Here is a 1,723-nt window from a genome sequence, read left to right on the forward strand (position 1 = left end):
AGGTACCTCTAACGCAGCCTCAGTACGACGCTCTGGCCAGCTTCATCTTCAACCTTGGAGGGGCCAACTTCCGCACTTCTACGCTTCTCAGAAAGCTGAATGCTTACGATTACGTAGGGGCTGCAGACGAGTTCCTTCGGTGGAACAAACAACGCCAAGGGGGCCAGATGGTGGTCCTGCGAGGACTGACCAAACGGCGCGAAGAAGAACGCGCACTCTTTCTGGAAGGAACAGACAAATGAAACCCAAGACCTACAAGCGAGAGGTCGCCGTAGCGATGCTCCTGGCGCTGGCCGGGGTGTTCATCTGGGGTGTCTTCAACGAGCGGGCCATGCAGGCCGCTGAGTATCTCACAATGCCTGTGTTCGCATTTGCTGCTGGCGCATTCGCCATCGACGCAGTGTTCAAGCAGGGAGGTCGGTCCTTTGAAACACCTTCGTGACTTCTTCATAGGCATTGCCGTCATGCTCGGTGTCCTCTTTGCGGCTATCCGGTACGGCACAAAGAAAGAACGGGACGCACAGCGCATACGTGACTTCGTGAGACACGAGAAAACCAAGGAGATCATCGATGAAGTGGAACCTTCTGCTGATCGCGATGCTGCTGTTGAGCGCCTGCGATCTCGTGGTTGGCTCTGATAGCGCCATCTGCGAAATCCCACGTCCCAATCTGGACGCCTCAGGCATCTCTACGGAGAACCTGATCGAACTCGACCTCTTCGTTGAGCGGTTCGAGTCAGCATGTGGTAACTGAACACCACACTCTAGGAGCCTCTGAGAGCGCCGCTGAGAGGCGGTAGCTTTCTGGGCACCTACCACTACCAAATCGTAAGGATTGCGCTCTCGTAGGCGCTCCGTAAGCCAATGGAGGCCCCATGGCCAACATCCCCAATACAGAGTTCCATCGGAAGATCCGATCCGACTTCAAGGTGTTCCTCTGGTACGTCCACAAGTACCTCGGACTGCCCGAACCGACACCCTTGCAGTACGACATTGCGGACTTCCTGCAATATGGACCCAAGCGATCCTGTATTCAGGCCTTCCGAGGTGTCGGTAAGTCCCACATCACGGCGGCATACGTCGTCTGGCGGCTTATCTGTGACCCTCAGACCAAGATCATGGTCGTATCGGCCTCTAAGGATCGCGCTGACGCCTTCTCGACGTTCACCCAGCGGCTGATCTGGGAGATGGAGGGGCTGGAATACCTCCGTCCACGTCCAGAACAGCGTCAATCGAAGATTTCATTCGACGTTGGCCCAGCAGTGGCCGACCAATCTCCCTCGGTGAAGTCCGTGGGTATCACCGGCCAGCTTACCGGTAGCCGTGCAGACCTGATTGTTGCAGACGACATCGAGGTTCTGAACAACGCATTCACCCAATCTGCCCGTGACAAGCTGTCAGAGAGCGTTAAGGAGTTCGACGCTATCCTCAAGCCACTCTCCGGCTCCCGTGTGGTCTTTCTAGGGACCCCTCAGACCGAGGACTCGCTGTACTCCAAGCTGCCTGATCGTGGCTATAAGGTCCAAATCTGGCCCGCTCGGATGCCAAACGAGAAGATGCGGGAGATGTACGGTGACACTCTGGCCGAATACATCAAGCAACTCCCGTATGACGAAGGACAGCCTACCGATCCCAAGCGTTTTGACGATGCTGACCTGATCGAGCGTGAGGCCTCCTACGGCAAAGCCGGGTTCGCGATGCAGTTCATGCTCTCGACCGCCCTC

Annotated in this window: 4 protein-coding genes; all 4 read left to right on the plus strand. The window is 56.5% G+C overall.

Annotation, left to right across the window (positions count from 1 at the left end; translation table 11 throughout):
* Positions 1 to 242: lysozyme (locus XMM383_RS11585; RefSeq protein WP_173506474.1), on the plus strand; the 242-nt coding region annotated here is incomplete at its 5' end.
* The gene (locus tag XMM383_RS11590; RefSeq protein WP_173488453.1) at positions 239 to 442 is read left to right on the plus strand and encodes a hypothetical protein; all 204 of its coding nucleotides are present in this window, start codon (positions 239 to 241) and stop codon (positions 440 to 442) included. The genes XMM383_RS11585 and XMM383_RS11590, both read left to right, overlap by 4 nt.
* 128 nt (positions 443 to 570) lie before the next feature.
* Entirely contained in the window at positions 571 to 753 is a 183-nt protein-coding gene (locus XMM383_RS11595; RefSeq protein ID WP_173488454.1) for a hypothetical protein, read from the plus strand.
* Between the two features lie 121 nt (positions 754 to 874).
* Positions 875 to 1,723, plus strand: an 849-nt coding sequence (terL, locus tag XMM383_RS11600) for a phage terminase large subunit (protein ID WP_173506475.1), incomplete at its 3' end; no start/stop codon positions are given.

This window comes from Marinobacterium sp. xm-m-383, from assembly GCF_013283255.1.
Classification (GTDB): Bacteria; Pseudomonadota; Gammaproteobacteria; order Pseudomonadales; family Balneatricaceae; genus Marinobacterium_E.

Excerpts from the sequence above, each read along its gene's own strand:
- XMM383_RS11590 (WP_173488453.1), top strand. The coding sequence starts at position 239 with ATGAAACCCAAGACCTACAAGCGAGAGGTCGCCGTAGCGATGCTCCTG.
- XMM383_RS11595 (WP_173488454.1), top strand. The coding sequence starts at position 571 with ATGAAGTGGAACCTTCTGCTGATCGCGATGCTGCTGTTGAGCGCCTGC.